11 protein-coding genes are annotated in these 17,622 nt (G+C 36.9%); 9 read left to right on the plus strand and 2 right to left on the minus strand.

Going from position 1 to position 17,622, the window contains the following annotated elements; all coding sequences use genetic code 11:
- Nucleotides 1–28 precede the first annotated feature (28 nt).
- Entirely contained in the window at nt 29–3,514 is a 3,486-nt protein-coding gene (locus tag L8106_RS03815) for a glycosyltransferase (protein ID WP_009782879.1), read from the minus strand.
- Between the two features lie 121 nt (nt 3,515–3,635).
- Between L8106_RS03815 and L8106_RS03820 the strand changes: the two genes are divergently transcribed.
- The 6 genes from L8106_RS03820 (at nt 3,636) to L8106_RS03845 (ending at nt 12,792) form a co-directional block, all read left to right on the plus strand.
- Nucleotides 3,636–3,878 carry a hypothetical protein gene (locus tag L8106_RS03820; RefSeq protein ID WP_009782880.1) on the plus strand — a complete coding sequence of 81 codons (243 nt, stop codon included), beginning with the start codon at nt 3,636–3,638 and terminating at the stop codon, nt 3,876–3,878.
- Between the two features lie 6 nt (nt 3,879–3,884).
- Nucleotides 3,885–5,684: a tetratricopeptide repeat protein gene (locus L8106_RS03825; protein ID WP_009782881.1), complete on the plus strand. Its 1,800-nt coding sequence runs from the start codon at nt 3,885–3,887 to the stop codon at nt 5,682–5,684.
- Nucleotides 5,685–5,724: 40 nt separating this feature from the next.
- Nucleotides 5,725–7,560 carry a tetratricopeptide repeat protein gene (locus L8106_RS03830; protein WP_009782882.1) on the plus strand — a complete coding sequence of 612 codons (1,836 nt, stop codon included), beginning with the start codon at nt 5,725–5,727 and terminating at the stop codon, nt 7,558–7,560.
- 69 nt (nt 7,561–7,629) lie between these two features.
- Nucleotides 7,630–9,468: a tetratricopeptide repeat-containing sulfotransferase family protein gene (locus L8106_RS03835; RefSeq protein ID WP_009782883.1), complete on the plus strand. Its 1,839-nt coding sequence runs from the start codon at nt 7,630–7,632 to the stop codon at nt 9,466–9,468.
- Between the two features lie 456 nt (nt 9,469–9,924).
- Entirely contained in the window at nt 9,925–10,269 is a 345-nt protein-coding gene (locus tag L8106_RS03840; RefSeq protein ID WP_009782884.1) for a hypothetical protein, read from the plus strand.
- A 75-nt stretch (nt 10,270–10,344) separates the two neighbouring features.
- The gene (locus tag L8106_RS03845) at nt 10,345–12,792 is read left to right on the plus strand and encodes a tetratricopeptide repeat protein (protein ID WP_009782885.1); all 2,448 of its coding nucleotides are present in this window, start codon (nt 10,345–10,347) and stop codon (nt 12,790–12,792) included.
- A 4-nt stretch (nt 12,793–12,796) separates the two neighbouring features.
- On the opposite strand, the gene L8106_RS03850 is transcribed toward L8106_RS03845, so the two are convergent.
- On the minus strand, nt 12,797–13,822 hold the full coding sequence (locus L8106_RS03850; RefSeq protein WP_009782886.1) for a glycosyltransferase family 2 protein: 1,026 nt from the start codon (nt 13,820–13,822) through the stop codon (nt 12,797–12,799).
- A 102-nt stretch (nt 13,823–13,924) separates the two neighbouring features.
- Here L8106_RS03850 and L8106_RS03855 point away from each other — a divergent pair, with 102 nt between their 5' ends.
- The 3 genes from L8106_RS03855 to nusA all read left to right on the plus strand — a co-directional run bounded on the left by L8106_RS03855 (nt 13,925) and on the right by nusA (nt 17,560).
- Complete coding sequence (locus tag L8106_RS03855; protein WP_232228427.1) at nt 13,925–15,364, plus strand: hypothetical protein; 1,440 nt, start codon at nt 13,925–13,927, stop codon at nt 15,362–15,364.
- Between the two features lie 303 nt (nt 15,365–15,667).
- Entirely contained in the window at nt 15,668–16,129 is a 462-nt protein-coding gene (gene rimP, locus L8106_RS03860; protein ID WP_039895511.1) for a ribosome maturation factor RimP, read from the plus strand.
- A 201-nt stretch (nt 16,130–16,330) separates the two neighbouring features.
- Nucleotides 16,331–17,560, plus strand: coding sequence for a transcription termination factor NusA (gene nusA, locus L8106_RS03865; protein WP_009782889.1), 1,230 nt, complete (start codon nt 16,331–16,333; stop codon nt 17,558–17,560).
- The last annotated feature ends 62 nt before the right edge of the window (nt 17,561–17,622 follow it).

Raw genomic sequence — 17,622 nt, forward strand, 5'->3', positions numbered from 1 at the left:
CGTTTATATCCCACTTTATTGTAACACTTTACCCCGGCATTCCCAAGTCATTTTCTAAAATAAATTTCCAAGCAGAATATTTACTCAAGTCTTCGATATTTAAGGGTTCTCCTTTTTGTTGAGACAAGCGAGAAAAATCATCAATCCAATCTAATATGATTTCTGTTGCAAATAACTGGGGAGCAGTTTTTAAGGCTTGCTGAAGATAGAATTTCATTTGTTCTTCATTTCCTTGATGATAGCAATTCCAAGCATTCCAAACTTGACAGGCGTAGTTCAGGCGTTGATTGATTTTTTGAACCCCTTTTTTGACGTGGTGTAAATCTGCAAAATCGTTTTTATTTTCGTCTAATAATACGTGCTGAATCACTTCTAAGGTTTGTTTGAGCATTCGTTCTTCTTTAAAGAGTTGTTCGGCTCTTTGTTTAGCAGATTGACCTTTTTGTTGTCTCAATTCAGGATTAATTGCCCAATCTTTTAAGGTTTGAACTAAGACGGTTACTGTGTCTTCTGGATTAATATTTGGGTCAGGTAAAAGTTGACCTGTATCTCCTAAACCTTCGGGAATTCCGCCCGCAGCCGAGGCGATAATTGGTAAACCTTTAGCCATCGCTTCCATAATCGCAAAAGAGGGTGCGGCTTCAGCTAAAGAGGTTAAAATAAAAATATCACAAGCGTCTAACCAGTCGGGAATATCCCAACGTTGTCCTAAGAATTTGACTTGATTACTAACCCCAAGTTCTTGTACTTTTTCTTTGAGTTCAGGTTCGAGATTATGATCACTTCCTTGACCTGTTCCTGCCCAAACAAAGTATAATTTATCCCAGATAGAAGTGTGTTTTAATTGAGCAATCGCTTCGAGTTGATAACGATGTCCTTTAATCGGAGCAAGTCTCGCCGAAGTAAAACAGATAATTCCGTCTTCTGGAATGCCTATTTCTTGACGCAAACGTTGGCGAGTTGAGGAGTTTGGCGGTGAAAAATATTTCTCTGAACGCCCATAATAAATCACATTTCCTTTGTTTTTCGGGAGTTTAAACTGTTCATGGAGGATGTTTAAATGTTCTTTAGCTGCGACATTAACGGCTTTGGCTAAACCGTATTGATATAAGACACCTTCGACGTAAGGAATATTATCTCCCATTGAAAAATCTTTGTGTTCAGGAGTGGCTAAACCCAAAGCAATCATATAGGGAATATTCTGTTGAATGGCGACTTGTTTTGCAGCAAAATGGGAGAACGGCCAACCATCACTAAAAATAATTAAATCTGGCTGTAATTTGGCATAAATTTCGTCCGCATCTTTCGTATTTCTCAGAATTCTTGATAAGTCTTGACTGGTACTATAGTCTAGCCAATGTTGTTGAATGCCTAATTGTTTTTCTTGTTCAACTAACGGGCTGGAATGTTGAGGACGAATAGCGGTTACTTGATGTCCCATTTTCGCTAAATTACACAGAATGAAATGATCATATTGAGCTAAACCCCCAATTCCTGGATCATCTGTATTCATTAAGATAATACGTTTTTTTGAAGATGATTTTTGATGGGTATAAAAAGAAGTTTTACTCATCAAGTGAGTAACGGCTTGTTGCCATTCTGGAGATTTCATTAATTTTTGATCATTAAAGGATTCGCCATATTCAGCCGAAATGTTTCTAAAAGCATCTATCCAATGGGTGAGAATATTAGCTTTAAAATCAGAGGTATAGTCTAAGGATTTTTTTAAACAATAAGTTACAAATTTAAGATGACTATCTCGATACATTCGCCATGCAAACCATACCCAACGTTGATAATGTTCTTTCTGTTTTAACTGTTGAATATTTTTGGGAAGATCTCGTCTATTAAAAAACTGATTCATCAAAAGTTCGGTGTTTTTAATCACTCTTTCCCCTCCAGACATTAAGTTACAATCATGTTGACGATATCCTGCATGAAGTTGTTTAACCCAAACGGCTTTACACCCCATTAAAGCCAAACGAAGAACAAAATCTAAATCTTCTGTTGGGGGATAAGAATGATCAAATCCTCCTACTTTTTTCCAACAAATTTTTCGTATCATTAAAGCACTTGGACGAACACATTTATGCAAAACCCAAGTTTCTAGGTTAAGTTCGGGTGCATTTTTCCACGGAAGGACATCAACTAAGTTTTCACCTGTTTTATTCACAACCATCCAACCACTTTGTACTAAATCAATTGTTGCATCTTGTTCAAAAACTTTAACCTGTTCTGCTAACTTATTCGGGGTAAAAAAGTCATCTCCATCCAGAAAGGCTAATAATTCTCCTTGAGCGATTTGACAACCCTTGTTTCTCGCTTTTGCAGCACCTTGATTAGATTGATAAACATATTGAATTATATCTAAGTATGGACTTAAAATGTTTTTAGTATTATCAGTAGAACCATCATCGATTACAATCACTTCATAATCAGTATAGGTTTGTTCTAATACACTTTTAACCGCTTGTTCAATATAATTTTCACAGTTGTAAGCAGGAATTATTACACTAACTTTGGGAAGATTAGAAGGAAGAAGACTAGAAATCAGTTGTTGCCATTGGGGTAATTTTCTAAAGGATTCTAGGTGCAGTTGATAACCGTAGGCTTGACAATTTCCACTAAACCGTTTAATCCAATCAGAAATTACAATCGGTATTGTGTCGGAAGTATAGGCTAAAGATTTATGGAGAAATTCAGCCATAGATTGATAATGATTGGTATGATAAAGATGCCAAGCTAACCAAGTTAATTCTTCATAACGAGCAGGCTTTTCCAGTTGAATCACCGCATCAGATAACCCTTTTTGACTAAAAAAGTTATTTTGAGCGACAATTACAGTTTCAGCACGTTCAACTGCTTTTTGATGAGAAACAGTTTGATGATGTTGTCGATATTCAACAGTTATTTTTGGCAACCAAATAGCCTGACATCCTCTAGCAGCTAATTGCCACACAAATTCAGCATCATCAACTCCATTAAACCGAGAATTAAACCCGCCAATTTTTTCCCACCAAGTTCGCCGAAACATGATTGCACTGGGTAAAATAGGAGAGTGTATAATTAAGGTTTGTAAGTCTAAATCAGGTAAATTATGCCAGGGTTCAATCTCAGAAATATTGTATCCTTCTCTATTAATTAAACGCCAACCACTGTTAACAAGTCCAACTTCTGGAAACTTCTGAAAACAAGCCGTTTGTTCTGCGAGTTTGTGGGGAAGAAAAATATCATCTTGATCCAATAAAGCAATAATCTCAGCTTTTGCTTCCTGAATTCCCCGATTTCTCGCTGCTGCAACTCCTTGATTTTTTTGAGAAAAATAACGAATGCGATCGCTATAATGTTGTAAAATCGTATTCGTATTATCCGTGGAACCATCATCAACGACAATGACTTCAAAATGACAATCCGTTTGACTCAAAACGCTCTCGACGGCTTGGCTAATGTAGCGGCTACCGTTATATGCTGGAATAATTACGCTAACTTGAGGAGTTCCCATCACCGTTGACATCTATTCGCTTTTGCTCAACTTTTTGCTATCCTATATATCATGTACCACAAAGAGTTAGAAGTGTAAAACTTCTGATCTATTCTGGTAATTTTCCGGTATTTTTATTTTCAAGGAGTAGGCAATGTCTGGAAAACCTCCAATTCTCCGTAATCTAGAAGGTCAGTCCTATAAACACTTAAAGCGGGAAATTAAGTGGACTCCCTTGAAAATTGTGATTACTACTGTTTTGATTGGGGTTCCCTATATTGTGTTTTTGATTTTTGTTAGTTCAATTTCAAAGGTTTTATTAGGACTTTTGATTGGTATCCCGCTCGTTGTATTCTCTATTTTATACTTAATGCACATTCTCACAAAAGATTTGTAAAGCTGAATGTCTGAATCTATACCCTCTGAAGCATTTCAATTTTATCAACAAGCTGAACTGCTTTTTTCTCAAGGAAATATTGAAGCTGCAATTTCTCTTTATCAAAGTTCAATTGAACTGAATCCTAATTTTTCTTGGTCTTACCATCAGTTAGGTGAAGCCTTTTTTCGGTTAGAAAAATGGCAGGAAGCGGTTTCTGCTTACGATCATGCAGTTCAACTAAATCCTAATTTTTCTTGGTCTTATTATAACTTGGGTAATGCTTTATCAGAACTTCAACAATTTTCCGCAGCAATATCTGCTTATTCTCAGGCTATTGTTCTTGATTCAAGTTTTGCCTGGTCTTATTATAAATTAGGAGTTGCACTCAGTCAAGAGATTCGATGGAGTGAAGCGATTAAAGCTTATTTTCAAGCGATTAAAAAACAACTGAATTTGCCTGAAGTTTATACAAAACTACAAGCAGCAATTCAATTTGAATCTAATCCTAAATCTTGGAATTTAAGTCTGATGTCTGACGATGCTGAGGTTTGTTTAGATATTGCTCGTAATTTAGCTCAAATCAATGATTTAAAATCAGCTATTATTTTTTATGATTTAGCTTTAACAATCCAGCCAAACAATCTAGAGATAATCACAGAATCAGAACAGATAAGGCAAACACAAACACAGTTAAAAGAAAGACTGAAATACTGTTTTAATGATGTTAAAATCAATCACAACTCTTATGAGAGTTACTATAATTTAGGAGTCGTTCTCTCTCAACAACAACAATGGGATGAGGCAATTGTAGCCTATCTCAAATCGATTGAACTCAAACCTGAAATGCCAACTTGGGTGTATCAAGGATTATGGGAAATTCTAGATCAACAGGGAAAACTAGAAGCGGCGGAAGATTTATATCGACACGCTCTTAAACAGAATAAAAATACAATTTGGTGTTATGTTAACTTAGGAGAAATTCTAGCCCAAAAGGGAGAAATCGATGAAGCGTTACACTGTTATCAATTGGCTTGTTATCAGAAAATTCAACAATTTCATCCAGACTGGATACAAAATATCGAAAAATTAAAGCCAGTGAGTCAACCTAACTTTATCGTGATTGGAACTCAAAAAGGAGGAACCACGTCTTTATACTACTATCTGGCTAAACATCCTCAAATTATGCCCTCTTTAATTAAGGAAATTGATTTTTGGTCAACAAAATATAATCGAGGAATAAACTGGTATTTAGCACATTTTCCTCCGATATTAGCGGAACAAAAAATATTAACCGGAGAAGCAACACCGAGTTATCTTGATCATTGGGAAGCGCCAGAACGTCTGTTTCAGACTTTTCCGAATACTAAACTGATTGTTGTCTTGAGAAATCCAATTGATCGAGCGATTTCTCACTATTATCAGTGGGTAAATATGAATTGGGAATTTCGTTCATTAGAAGAAGCGATGATTTCTGAAATTGAACGACTGAATGTTACAAATGTTAGTTACTGGAATCAACCCAATAGTTATATTGCTAGAGGGGTTTATGTAGAATTTTTAAAAAAATGGTTAGAGATTTTTCCCCGAGAGAAAATTTTAATTATTTCTAGTGAAAAATTTTATTCAAATCCGGCGATAACTTTAAAGCATATTTTTAACTTTCTAGATTTACCTAATCATTCTTTATCTAACTATAAAAAATATAATGCTCGCTCTTATCCAATTTTAGATGAATCAATGCGAAATCTATTAGGAAGTTATTTTAAGGCTTATAATCAAGAGTTAGAAGATGTATTAGAAATGAAATTCAACTGGAATAATTGATTGAACAATGAAATAAAATTAACAACTAATTATAGAACCTATGTTAAGTCTAGAAATGTCTCTAACCAAACTTCATCAACAAGCAGAATATTACATTAATCAGGAAAAATGGCAAGAAGCAATTACGATTTGTCAACACGCTTTAAACATCAAGCCAAATCTTAAGAGTTATAAAACTTTAGGGGTTGTTTTTCAAATGCAAGGTCAACTTGAAAATGCTTTACAGTGTTATCTAAACGCATTAGAAATCAAGCCAGATGATGCAGAAATTTATAAAAATATTGCGAGTTTATATGCTCAAAAACACCAGTGGAAAGATGCAATTATTAGTTATCAAGTTGCATTGCGCCTCGATCAAAAATCAGAACAAACTTACTTAGAGTTAGGAAATATATTAATAAAACTCAGTCGGTTATACGAAGCAATAACTTCCTACCATCAAGTGATTAATCTCAATCATAATTCGGGAATAGCTTATCAAAAATTAGGAGATGTTTACTTTAAGCTTCAACGGTGGGATGATGCAATTTTTGCTTATCGTCGTGTCCTTGAACTCCACCCAAACGCTTTATGGTCATGTCTGTATCTCGGAAAAAGTTACATCTATAAACAACAGTGGGATGATGCAATCAAAACTTGTTATCAAGCGATAAAAATTAATTCTCAAGCTGCTTGGTCATATAAGAATATAGGAGATGCTTTTTTTCATAAAAATCAATACAATGATGCAGTTATTGCTTATATTTATGCTCTAAAAGTCAGAGAAAATCCGTTTAATCCAAGTTTTTTAAAGACTATTTATCAACAGTTAGGAGAGGCTATTCGTCAGCAAATTAAACAATCAAATTTTGAGAGTGTTCTCAGTTGGTATTACCACGTTTTTCAGAATCAACTGGTCATCAATTATCCTCTCAATATAACTGAACTTGGTTTTATCCCTAATACTCCCGAACCTTATTTAAAGCTTGGGGAAGCATTAGTTCAATGTCAACAGTTTGAAGCGGCAACTATTTTTTATCAACTTGCTGATAAAATTCAACCGAATACCCCAGAAATTATCATAAAACTTAAACAAGTTTTCAATCAACACCAAAACTTTCAGCAAATTTTAACTGAATGCTATCAGAATATTGAGCAAAATCCTAATTCTCCTGATGCTTATACCAAATTAGGTAATCTTTTAACTCAACAAGGTCAAAAACAAGAAGCAGTTCACTATCATCAAAAAGCTCTTATTCTAAAAGGATGGTATCTCTGTCAACAGAGAAATTATCAATTCACTCAAGACTGGTTTAGCAATAATATTCCAATTTGGAAAAAACATCTAACACCTTTTAGCAATACTCCTGAATTAAATATTTTAGAAATTGGCAGTTATCAAGGAATGTCTACTTGCTGGTTTATTGATCATATTTTAACTCATCCCACTGCAAAAATAACTTGTATTGATCCTTATTTTAAACCAGAATTTGATGATAACATTTTTAAAACTAATGCTGTTCAAAAAGTCACAAAAATGATTGCCTACTCTCAGGATATTTTAGATTCGCTTCCAGCCAATTTCTATGATATTGTTTATATTGATGGATGTCATTTGGCGATGACGGCATTACAAGATGCCTTGCAATCTTGGCGGTTAACTAAAGTCGGAGGTGTCATTATTTTTGATGATTATGCAGTAAAAGAACAGGATAATCCCGAACAACAGGCAAAAGTAGGTATTGATTATTTTTTAAATAGGGTATCGGATGCAATTGAAATTATTGATCAAGGCTATCAACTCATGATTAGAAAACAAGCGACTGGATTAAGTGATGAAGAAATTGCTAACACTTTAAAAAAGATTTTGATTTCTAAGTCTATTGAATTAAAATGACCTCAATGAACTAAGATTTGAAAATAAAGTATAATTATATCATCCTAATTTATTATACCAATATTCGTTATGAACAACTCTGAGCAATCTATTATAACTGCAAGGAACTTGTATCAACAGGCAATTGTTTATTTGCATCAACAGCAATTTCAGCAGGCGATTGTTTCTTGTCAGCAAGCTTTAGAACATCAACCTCAGTTTGCATTAGCTTATCAAACCTTAGGCATTGCTTTACAACTTCAAGGCCAGGAAGAAGAAGCAAAACAATACTATCTCAAGGCTGTTGAAATTCAGCCAGATTTAGCTGAATCTTATGCAAATTTAGGAAGTATTTATACTAAACAAAAAAACTGGCAAAAGGCTATAGAAACTTACAAAAAAGTTGTTAAAATACAACCCAATGCAGCAACCTATTATCGAAATATAGCTCAAATCTTGACTCAACTCAACCAGCAAGAAGAAGCGACTCAATATTGGTATCAAGCCTTAAAATTAGAACCCGATTGGGCAACCCCCGAGGAACATTTAACATTAGGAAATATGCTCCTTAAGTTTGAAAAACCCTTACCCGCAATTACCTGTTATCAAAGGACAATTAAACTGAAACCTGCTTCTTTTGAAGCTGCTCACAACTTAGGTGAAGCATTCAGTCAATTAGAACGCTGGCAAGAAGCGATTGAGAATTACAAAAAAGCCTTAGAACTCAATCCAAGTTCAGCAGTAACTTATCAAAGATTAGCCGATACTTTTATGAGACTCAAATCTTGGGATGTTGCTCTTGAAAACTATAAGAAATCTTTGGAACTTGATCCCAACTCCTTTCAAGTTTATCAAAAAATCGCTCAACTTTTGTTGCAACAAGAACAATATGAACCCGCTATCCAAGCTTATCTGCGAGCAATAGAGCTGCAACCTTTTTATCAATGGTCGTACTGGAATCTCTGGAATATTTTAGCACAACACAATAAACTTAATGATGCCTTAACGCTTTATCAAGATGCAGTTGAACGTTATCCAAATGCTCCTTTAGTTGAACTCAATTTAGGTGAAGTGTTAACTCGTTTAGGTCGAATAAAACCTGCTATTTCAGCTTATCAACGAGCAATTTATAAAAAAATTCAACGTTCTCATCCTGAAGTTGCTGAAACCGACTGGGATAGTGAAACCCCGCTTAATCCAGGTTTTATCATTATCGGAACTCAGAAAGGTGGAACCACTTCTCTATACCGTTATTTAGAAAAACATCCTCAAGTTTTACCTGCAATCAAAAAAGAAATATATTTTTGGAATCATCACTATAAACGAGGACTAGATTGGTATCTATCTCATTTTCCGAGTTTAAAAAAATCAACTCATTTTTTGACAGGAGAAGCAACACCTAGCTATATTGAAGATGAACAAGTAGCTAGCCGCATTGCTGAAATATTTCCCCAAATGAAATTTATTATTTTATTAAGAAACCCGATAGAAAGAACTATTTCTCAATACTATCACTGGGTACGGTTGGGATTAGAAGAAAACTCACTTTCTGACGCAATTTCAGCAGAATTAGAACTCTTAGGAACAAATCCAGAAATCTCTATTGATTCTAGGTATTGGGAACAAACACATAAATACCTTTGGCGAGGAATTTATGTAGAGTTTATCCGCAAATGGATGATTTATTTTCCTCCTGAAAATTTCTTAATTTTAAAAAGTGAGGACTTTTATGAACAACCCGAAGTGATGATAAAAAAGGTATTTGAGTTTTTGAATTTGCCTGATTTTGTTTTAACTGAATTTAAAACCTATAACCAAGGTTTCTATCAACCAATACCCACAGAAGTTCGCACACAACTACATAACTTCTTTGACTCTCAAAATCAAAGACTAGAGGATTTTTTAGGAAGAAAATTTAACTGGAATTAAGAGGGGATTGACATTAAAGCTCATTTTTAGTAGAATTCAGAAACATTGATATTGTGGGCATTCTGTAGCTACTTGACTTCTGCCCCTTCAGTTTAGCCAGAGAAGTCTGAGTATCACGGTTAGCAATACATACTCTCATCGGCGCCAATCGTTTTTTTAAACCGCCTGACTCTTAAAAGCGATCCTTCCAGAGTCTAAAGACAATCAAGCGGAGATTGAACCTTAGCTGTGTTCTACTTCTACAAATAAATTAGGCTCTAACTCCTGAACTTTTCTATCCTTTTTTGATCCCGAATCCTGACTCGTGAGATTGTATTAATACTCAATTATAGAATAATCCTGAACTTATCCCTATCGACAATCTTACTGATGATGATGATTCTATAGAAACAGGATCAAATTTAAGTAATTGTCCTCTTGAGTTCAACAAAGTTCAAATGCGAGTTTAGAATACCGATGAAAATCAGAAAAATCAATCCTGAAAAGCCTGTCGTCAGTCCTAATAATCATCCCAATCTCACCAATCCACTTTTTAAAAGTCGTTTAAAAGCAGCTCGATTGTTTCATAACGCTATTCTAACAAAAACAATTAATGAACGTCAACAGGGTCTTGAAGAATTATTTTTAGCCGATCTTTATCGACGGGCTGGAGATTTTATTACCGCCGAAAAGATCCTTGAAAATGCTGAAAGTAAATCATTAGAACCCAGTCTTTTAAGTATAATTGAGTACGAAAAACATCTAATTCAGGCTAAAGATACAACTTACTATCAGATCGATCAAGCGTTAGTCGAACTTTAAAATTAAACTTCAGAGCATTAAAGGTAACTTTTAATGATATAAATAAAGAAGTCCCTTTTTTTAAAATTGTCTAATATGAACCGGGCGGCTAACTCCAAAACATCAGCGAGTCAGCTTTGTCAACAAGCAAACTTGTCTGTCGCTGAACAAAAATTAGAACAGGCTGTTACCTTATGTCACCAGGCTTTACAACTTCAGCCTAATTTTGCTCCCGCTTATAAAATTATGGGCGTTATTATGCAAATGCAAGATCAACTCGAAGAAGCCAAATATTGGTATAATCAAGCTTTAGAACATCAACCCAATTTTGCAGAAGTTCATGCAAACTTAGGGAGTTTATACGCAACTCAGCAACAGTGGGAACAGGCGATAAAATCTTATGAAACCGCCCTAAAATCACAACCTAATCTCGCTGGAGTTTATCGAAATTTAGCCCGCATTTGGCAAAAAAATGATCAACAAGAAAAAGCAGCGCACTGTCAATATAAAGCCTTTCAGTTAGAACCCGATAAACTTCAACTCGAAGATTATTTTAACCTGGGTAAAACCTTATTAGAACAAAATCAAATTGAACAGGTTATTTCTCTATATTCTCAAGCAATCAAGCTTTATCCAAACACGGCTAAAATTTATTATCTATTAGGTCAAGCTTTCAGTCAAAATGAACAATGGACTGCTGCTATTTCAAACTATAAACAAGCGATTAAAATAAATCAAACTGCTAACCATTATTATAACAGTTTAGGGGATGCGTTTAGTCAATTACAACAGTGGAATGAGGCTATTGATTGTTATTTACACAGTATTCAAATAAAGCCCGATGTTTGTTGGTCTTACTTGAAATTAGCAGATGCTTATCTAGAATGCCAACACTGGGAAAACGCTATCAAAACTTATTATCAGGGACTTGAACTTAATCCCGATAACTATTGGCCTTATATTAAAATTGGAGATGCTTACATTGAACAAGGTCATAAAAAAGAAGCGATTGCTATCTATCGTCAAGCTCAACAAATTAATCCCAATCTGTCAACCTCTTACTATAAATTAGCAGATTTGTTACAGGAATTTTATCAAGAAGACGAAGCGATTGATCTGTACAAAAAAGCTTTAGAAATAGATCCCAATCTACCTTTCCTTTATGAAAAATTAGGAGATTTACTCCAAACCAAACAGCGATGGCAAGAATCCATAACTCTATATAAAAAAGCCGTTCAAGTCAATCCCGATCTATACGAACTTTGTCTCAAACTCGCATTAGTATTGAAACAACAGAAAAATTGGTATGATGCGATTGACACTTTAATTAAAACCCTAGAATTACAAACAGACTGCTTTGAAGCTTATCGTGAACTTGCTAATATATTTGAAGAGCAAGGTTATCTTGAAACTGCTATTTTTTGTCGCCATCATCTTATTCTACCATCTACCGTCATTGAAACCTTTTGTCAATATTCTCCAGAACAAATTGTTAGCTTAGACTCCGCTTCTGATGTTACCACATTTGATCTCTATTCCGAAAGTCAAATTAAATGTACACCTCCAATTACCTTAGATGACAATCTTGATGATCACTTTAAGCCTGATTACTTTCAATCCTCTGCTGCTTTCGTGAGTATTATTCCTGAAGGTAAAGCGTTGGCTGATCCGATTTTAACCAGTGCTGTTTTAAATGCAAAATCACAATTAATTTCTGAGCTTTCGAGTGGACATCCTGAATTTTTAATTTCCCACAATCATCGTTATTCGGTTTATGAACTTGATGAAACTATCGCTTTTTTATCGGTTCGTTGGGGAAATGGAGGATATTTTCATTGGATGTTTGATGTTCTTGCTCGTCTAGATCTAGTCCAAAAAATATCTGAGATTAAAAACTTAAAAATTGATAAATTTGTCTTTAGTCACTGTCCTCATCAATATCAAATAGATAGTTTAAATATTTTGGGAGTTACTGAGGATAAAATTTTTGAAAGTTTTCATTATCCCTATCTTAAAGCCAAACAAGTAATCGTTCCTAATCTTACTGAAGAATTTGGAATTTCAGAATGGAAATGTCACTATCTCAAACAAGCCTTTCTCCATCCAAAACTTCGCCCAAAAATTCCCTGTTACAAACGAATTTATATTGATAGAAATAAAGCTGGCTACCGCAAAACAATCAATAATCAAGCCGTTGTTCAACTTTTAGAAAAATATGGCTTTCAACGAATTTACTTAGAAACATTATCCATTGTCGAACAAGCCCATTATCTCAACGCAGCTGAAGTTGTCGTAGCACCTCATGGCGCAGGATTAACGAACCTTACCTTTTGCAACCCTGGAACAAAAGTAATTGAGATTTTTTCACCGGGATATGTCACCCCACTCTATTGGCTTCTCAGTAATATTTGTCGCTTAGAACATTACTACCTTTTTGGGGAAAGATTACCTGATGATGATAACCCCAAAGTTAGCCCAATTACTCGTAATATTTACGTTAATCTTTCTCAATTAGAGAAACTTCTCAAAAAAGCTCAACTTTAACGTCTCAATTTCCAGAGATTTGAGAGTCTAACTGCTGGCGTTCAATTTCTTCAACAACCCACTGAAGCAATAATCGCCATTCCGGAAGCTTACCCAATTCATCTGCATAGAATTCATCCCCTAAATTCAGTGAATATTGAGTAAAGCTTTCCATCCAATTGATCACAGTTTCTATCCCGTAAAACGGAGTATAAGACCAAGATTTTTGTAAATACTGCACCATTTCTTGAGGAAAACCTGTATAATATAAATACCAAGAACTCCAAACTAACGTGCTGTAACGCACCCAATTTTCAATCAAGCGAATTTCAACCGGAATATCTGATCGACTGAAAAATCGATCTAACACCCAATTAATCGATTTGGCTTGAGAAATTCCATCTCGCATTGTGTTGTGATCATGTTGTCGATAACAAACCGTAGATTGACGTAACCACTCCGCCTCACAGCCTTTTAACGCCAACCGTAAGATCAAATCAACATCCTCCGCGTGAGTCAACCCCGGTTCAAAGCCCCCAACTTCTTCTAACCAACGGCGACGAAACATTAAAGTTCCCATCGTTCCCAGAGGTTTCCAGCGTAACCAAGTCTCCAAATTCAACTCAGGAACCCTCTCCCACGGCTGAACATCCATCAACGTTTCGCCCGCTTGGTTGATGCGTCGCCAGCCACTATGAACAATTCCCAGGTTTGGGTTAGCTGCAAACACCGCCAACTGCGCCGCGAGTGTATCGGGGAGAAACAAATCATCCGCATCTAAAAACGCAATAAATTCCCCTTTTGCAAGCTGAATTCCCTGATTTCGCGCCACAGAAACCCCTTGATTGTTTTGATAAACATAGCGAATTTGGGTTTCATAAGGCTCTAAGACTTGGCGAGTATTGTCTTGAGAACCATCATCTATCACAATAATTTCATAGTCAGAATAAGTTTGATGAAGAATACTCTCAACAGCTTGTCCAACATAGCGATCGCAGTTGTAAACTGGAATAATAATACTAATCCGAGATGATTTAGAAGGAATTGACATCGTTAAATTCTAGTGAGAATCTGTCAAAATGTTGATGGAGAGTTAGCCGAGTTCCGCTAAAGTAGTCTTAGAGATTTTAATTGTTCTCATTCTTACTGATTTATGCCCAGCTCAAAATCCATATTCCGCAAGAAAAAGAAAAAAGTCTCCTGGTTTGAACAATTGATGGCATTACTCGCCCTAATCAATTTTATTTTAGTCTTGTTTAATCTGACTTATATCCCTCTGCGTAATTTTTATTTTCGCTACACCCCTAAACTAACCCAATTGTATGATCCGATCAAAGGAATTGAACCCCAACGCCAAACCGAAGACTATATAAAAACCGTTGAAAAACTCCAACAGCAAGCCCTAGAATTTGGCTTAAATTCCTCTGAAGTCAATCAAACTCTCAACAGCTTACGAACTCAAAGTGTTAATTTGATTAACGAAGATCCCTTTGCTGTCGCGAATAAAAGCGGAACCTTAGAGAAAATCAAAAACGAGATGCGGGAAAAAGTTCCGGGTTCCCAAGACTCAGCCAAAGAAGCATTTCGGATTTTTTGGAGTCGAACCTATTTAACTCAACAAGGTTTTCAAGAAGAATTAGAATGGTTTGATGAAGAAATCAGTCCCCAGATGGAAGTCAATTATTATCGCCAGATTGACGACAATGGACAATTTCTTGATGAGTTTTGGCAAATAGATTTACCCTTTGTCCTCGTTTTTCTGGTTGAGTTTTTACTGCGAACCTATCTGATTGATCGCCGTTTTGCAAGTTTTACTTGGTTCGATGCCATGCTGTGGCGTTGGTATGATATCTTTCTGTTTATTCCCCAGTGGCGATGGCTGAGAATTATTCCCGTCACCATTCGTTTAGAGCAAGTTGGATGGATCGATATTGAACGAGTTAGGATGCAAGCGATTCGCGGAGTTCTCACCAGCTTTGCTCACGAATTGACTGAAATTGTCGTGATTCAAGCGATCAACCAAACTCAAAATAATATTGAAAGTGGAGACTTTTTAAAACAATTTTTTGAATCTCAAAACCGTCGTTACATTGATCTCAATGACATTAATGAAATCGAAGTTTTGGCAACTCGCTTAGTTCAAATTACCGTTTATAAAGCCATTCCCCAAGTTCAACCCGAAATTGAAGCGATTCTCCGCCATAGTATTCAAAGTGCAATTCAACAATCTCCCCTTTCAACCCGATTAAAACAAATTCCCGGCTTACAAGATCTTCCCACCCAAATCACAGAACGTTTAATTAATGAGTTATCAAAAATCGCCGTAGAAGGCCCCCAAAACACCTACGAAGCCGTTAAAACCGCAATGGAAGATCCAGTCGGAACTCGGTTATCAAATGAACTGGTGCGTCATTTTGGGACTGCACTTGGTCAAGAGATTCAAAAAGAACAAAGTATCCATGAAATCGAAACCTTACTGGTTGCTTTCCTAGAAGAATTTAAAATTAACTACGTTCAACGAGTTGATGAAGAAAACTTTGAACAAGTGATTAGCGAAGCCCGACAACTCCGTCAACTCACGAAAGGAAAATAGTAATCAAGACATCCCACCTGACAAAAAGAACTAATTTAAGGTAAACTTGAGGTCAGAGATCAACCCCAAACGGGATTTGTCTGTCTGACTTCTTGTGGAAAACACGGTGAAGTGGGTGTCGCCCACTTTTTTTAGTGTCAGGGTTCAGTTCAACCTGTAAGCTTGTACGAGGTGCGACAAGCCACAGTCTAGAAGCCTTCGATATCGTGTTTTCATCCGTAGGAGTCACAGATGTCTGCCTGAGAAATGGCACAAACCGTTGGTCAGTTTAAAGTCTTAAGTCTAATTTTCTGCTATCGAAGTATGGCTCACCCCCTTGTCCCAAAAATCATCGATCTAGCCACCCCTGTTGCTGAAGCGCTGGGATTAGAAGTGGTGGGAGCAGTATTTTATACCAACCACAGCCCCCCTGTTTTGCGCGTCGATATCCGCAACCCTAACCAAGATACGGGTTTAGATGATTGCGAACAAATGAGTCGAGCGTTGGAAGAACAATTAGATACCATCGATTTTATTCCCGATGCTTATGTGTTAGAGATCTCTAGCCCCGGGATTTCTCAAATACTGACTAGCGATCGCGATTTTATCTCCTTTAAAGGATTTCCCATCCTGATCAGAACCTCAGAAGCCTATAAAGGGTATAAAGAGTGGAGCGGTAAGTTAATTCGTCGCGATGAAACCGCCGTTTATCTCAATCAAAAAGGACGACAAATGGCTATTCCTCGTCCAGTCATTGCAGAAGTTCTGCTGCAAGAAGGAGAGTAAAATCTGGAAATTTTCACATTGACGTCGGAGGAGTGGGTCGGGGTTAGCATCTACATCAACAAAGACAAAAAACGCGATCGCCATTTGCGGGAAACTTGAGAATTGAGAATCCTTCAGTTGTGAATTCTTGACTTTTCAATCTTTTTTCGCTTCTTGATTTTGCATTAATTTTAGATTTTATTTACACAGGAGAAGCAGCCTATGTCAATGGTCAGTTTGCCTGGACTCAAAGACATGATCCAGAATATTTCTCAGGAACGGAACTTACCTAAACAAGCCGTTGAGGAAGCCTTGCGGGAAGCCTTGTTAAAAGGATACGAACGCTACCGTCGCACCGTTCAGATCAACACTCAATTTACCGAAGACTATTTCGACAATTTTGACGTCGAACTCGATGTCGAAGAAGAAGGATTTCGTGTCCTGGCTAAAAACTTAACAATTGTTGAAGAAGTTACCAACCAAGATCATCAGATTTCCTTGCAAGATGTCCGCGAAGTCGCACCCGAAGCTCAGTTAGGGGATACGGTAACTCTCGATGTCACCCCCGAACAAAGTGATTTTGGTCGGATGGCCGCCATCCAAACCAAACAAGTTCTAGCTCAAAAGCTGCGAGATCAGCAGCGGAAAATGATTCAAGATGAGTTCAAAGACTTAGAAAGCTCCGTATTGCAAGCGCGAGTGTTACGCTTTGAACGACAGTCAGTGATTATGTCCGTTAACAGTGGATTTGGTCATCAAGAAGTTGAGGCGGAATTACCCAAACGAGAACAACTTCCCAACGATAACTACAGAGCCAATGCTACCTTTAGAGTCTATCTCAAGCGAGTCTCTCAGGGATCACAGCGAGGGCCACAACTGATCGTTTCCAGAGCCGATGCGGGTTTGGTGGTGTATCTGTTTGCCAACGAAGTCCCCGAAATCGAAGATGAAGTCGTTCGGATCGTCGCCGTTGCTCGCGAAGCCAACCCCCCCTCGACTCATGTTGGCCCTCGAACCAAAATTGCCGTTGATACCCTCGATCGCGATGTTGATCCGGTTGGAGCCTGTATTGGTGCCAGGGGATCGCGTATTCAAGTCGTAGTCAACGAGTTGCGAGGTGAGAAAATCGACGTCATTCGTTGGTCTCCTGATCCGTCCACCTATATTGCCAATGCCTTGAGTCCGGCGCGAGTTGATGAAGTCCGTTTGGTCAATCCCGAAGAACGTCGCGCTCACATTTTAGTTCCCGAAGATCAACTCAGTTTAGCCATTGGTAAAGAAGGTCAAAACGTGCGTTTAGCTGCTCGTCTGACGGGATGGAAAATTGACATAAAAGATACGGCAAAATATGATGCAGTCGCAGAAGATCAAAAAATAGCCGAACAGTATAATTATCAGGAGGCATTTGAAGACGAAGAGGAAGAAGACTTAGAAGCCGAAGAATTGGCTTAAACCCCGTTTAGAGTCGGACACCAAGCTCTAGTTCATCTAGAATTTGGGAAATGCACGGCGTT

Source organism: Lyngbya sp. PCC 8106 (genome assembly GCF_000169095.1).
In the GTDB taxonomy this organism is placed as follows: Bacteria; Cyanobacteriota; Cyanobacteriia; order Cyanobacteriales; family Microcoleaceae; genus Capilliphycus.

Excerpts from the sequence above, each read along its gene's own strand:
- L8106_RS03815 (WP_009782879.1), bottom strand. The coding sequence starts at position 3,514 with ATGTCAACGGTGATGGGAACTCCTCAAGTTAGCGTAATTATTCCAGCA.
- L8106_RS03820 (WP_009782880.1), top strand. The coding sequence starts at position 3,636 with ATGTCTGGAAAACCTCCAATTCTCCGTAATCTAGAAGGTCAGTCCTAT.
- L8106_RS03825 (WP_009782881.1), top strand. The coding sequence starts at position 3,885 with ATGTCTGAATCTATACCCTCTGAAGCATTTCAATTTTATCAACAAGCT.
- L8106_RS03830 (WP_009782882.1), top strand. The coding sequence starts at position 5,725 with ATGTTAAGTCTAGAAATGTCTCTAACCAAACTTCATCAACAAGCAGAA.
- L8106_RS03835 (WP_009782883.1), top strand. The coding sequence starts at position 7,630 with ATGAACAACTCTGAGCAATCTATTATAACTGCAAGGAACTTGTATCAA.
- L8106_RS03840 (WP_009782884.1), top strand. The coding sequence starts at position 9,925 with ATGAAAATCAGAAAAATCAATCCTGAAAAGCCTGTCGTCAGTCCTAAT.
- L8106_RS03845 (WP_009782885.1), top strand. The coding sequence starts at position 10,345 with ATGAACCGGGCGGCTAACTCCAAAACATCAGCGAGTCAGCTTTGTCAA.
- L8106_RS03850 (WP_009782886.1), bottom strand. The coding sequence starts at position 13,822 with ATGTCAATTCCTTCTAAATCATCTCGGATTAGTATTATTATTCCAGTT.
- L8106_RS03855 (WP_232228427.1), top strand. The coding sequence starts at position 13,925 with ATGCCCAGCTCAAAATCCATATTCCGCAAGAAAAAGAAAAAAGTCTCC.
- rimP (WP_039895511.1), top strand. The coding sequence starts at position 15,668 with ATGGCTCACCCCCTTGTCCCAAAAATCATCGATCTAGCCACCCCTGTT.
- nusA (WP_009782889.1), top strand. The coding sequence starts at position 16,331 with ATGTCAATGGTCAGTTTGCCTGGACTCAAAGACATGATCCAGAATATT.